The organism is Stieleria sp. (assembly GCF_041595215.1).
GTDB classification, from domain to species: domain Bacteria; phylum Planctomycetota; class Planctomycetia; order Pirellulales; family Pirellulaceae; genus Stieleria; species Stieleria magnilauensis.
This window is the reverse complement of record NZ_JBFHKV010001329.1, coordinates 1-2,028: the sequence shown is the minus strand read 5'-3', so window position 1 is coordinate 2,028 and position 2,028 is coordinate 1. Positions and strand designations below refer to the sequence as shown.

Annotated in this window: 1 protein-coding gene; it reads left to right on the top strand. The window is 59.6% G+C overall.

All coding sequences use genetic code 11. The annotated features are described in order from the left end of the window. The first annotated feature begins 360 nt into the window (after positions 1 to 360). Positions 361 to 1,719 (top strand): sulfatase, encoded by a 1,359-nt coding sequence (locus ABX749_RS31010; protein ID WP_372899442.1) that lies wholly within the window; start codon positions 361 to 363, stop codon positions 1,717 to 1,719. The last annotated feature ends 309 nt before the right edge of the window (positions 1,720 to 2,028 follow it).

Sequence of the window (2,028 nt, the reverse complement as noted above, 5' to 3'; positions counted from 1 at the left end):
CGAGAGCGGTTATCACCTGGCTCAAAAGTTGGCGGGCGGATCGATCGAGTCGAGGGTGGTCGAAGGATTCCAGATCCCGATCGCCGCGGTGTTCGATGACCATGCGAATGCGGAGGCGTTGGCAGCGTTCTGCGAATAGCTCTTGGGAGCGGGCTTCCAGCTTGTCGAATTGTTCGTGTGGTGCTACGTGCCGTCACGAGAAGAAACGGTGTGTCTTCACGCGCCACTGGCTGACGCCTCGTGCTAGAAACCACTGGCTGACGCCTCGTGCTGGAATCGACTCCAGCGGGACGCATGGTCGGATTTTGGGTAAACTATCGCGTCCATCCTTCCCGCGACCGTTCCCACCGGACACGCTCCATGCGACAGACTGTTTTTTTGCTGCTGACGATTGCGCTAACGATTGCGCTGACTCTTGCCATCGGAGACGTGGCGGACGGGAAGCGTCCCAACGTCCTGATCATCTATGGTGACGATCAAGGTTCGATCGACATGGGTTGTTTTGGCGCCAAGGATTTAATGACGCCGAACATGGACCGCTTGGCGAGCCAGGGTTTGAAGCTGACCCAAATGTATTCCGCCGCACCGGTGTGTTCGGCCAGTCGCGTCGGTTTGCTGACCGGGCGTTACCCGGCGCGAGCAGGACAACCGGGAAACGGTGACCTGAAGACCGAGGAGGTCACGATCGCCGAAGCGTTTCGCCAGTCGGGTTACGCGACCGGTCACGTGGGCAAGTGGCACTTGGGACGTACCGAGACGATCAATCCCGCCGGCCAAGGGTTCGATCGCTGGTTCGGTCACCTGGAAGGCTGCATCGACAATTTTTCGCACTTCTTTTACTGGTCGGGACCGAACCGTCACGACTTGTGGGACAACGGGACCGAAGTGCATCGCCCCGGTGAGTACTTTCCACAGTTGATGGTCGATCGATGCAAACAATTCATCGACCGACAATCCGGCGACTCAACGGACGATCAACCGTGGATGCTGTATTGGGCCTTCAACGCGCCGCACTATCCGTATCAGGGAACGCCGGAGTGGCTGGAACACTACAGCGATTTGCCGACACCCCGTCGTGAGTATTGCGCCTTTGTGTCGACGATGGACCAGTACATCGGAAAGGTGCTGGACTATTTGGACGAGCGTGGTTTGGCGGACAATACGATTGTGATCTATCAGCCCGATCACGGGCACAGTACAGAAACTCGCGCGTTCGGCGGGGGCGGCGACGCGGGTCCGTATCGCGGCGCGAAATTCTCCCTGTTCGAAGGCGGGATTCGGGTGCCCAGTGTCGTCCGCTTTCCCGGGCGGCTGCCGGCCGGGGAAACCCGTGACCAGTTCATCACGTCGTGCGATTGGTTCCCCACCGTCGCCCAGTGGTGTGATGTCGCGTTGCCGAAGACCAAGCTGGACGGCGTTTCGATGGTTGAGGTGTTGGCCAAGAACGCCCCCGCACCGCGTGAACAATTCTATTGGCAAATGGGCGCCGGGCGTTCGCCCCAGTGGGCCGTTCGCCGTGGCCACTGGAAGCTGATCGGCAATCCTCGCGACACCACACCGCCGCAGACCCAGCAGGTCAATGGCGGTCAATTAAAAGAAAAACTCTTTCTGGCGGACTTGTCGCGTGACCCGGGCGAGCAACAGAATCTGGCCGGCGAGCACAGCGACATGGTGATCGAATTGATGAAGCTGCGTGAACAGATGATTTCAGATTTCTAGCGACTCTGCGCCGCTGAGGTTTTTTGTCACCGCGGCGGGCATCGTGAGGGGACCACGATGCATGCGGGTGGGCCGTGAAGCACAGTCTGACCGACACTGCGGAGGGACCCAATGGCTCGTCTCGATGGTTGCGTCGGGCTCGGCGTTCAGCCGGTCGCCGGGTTGGCAATCGGGCCGGAACAGTGCAGGATGATTCGACTGAACCAACCTCCACGCGAACTTTCATCCTGCCATGTCAATCTGCCGCATCCCCGGTCCCGACGGTCGTCCCGAGTACGCTTTCTATCGCGACGGCAAGGTTTGTCCGTT

Excerpts from the sequence above, each read along its gene's own strand:
- ABX749_RS31010 (WP_372899442.1), top strand. The coding sequence starts at position 361 with ATGCGACAGACTGTTTTTTTGCTGCTGACGATTGCGCTAACGATTGCG.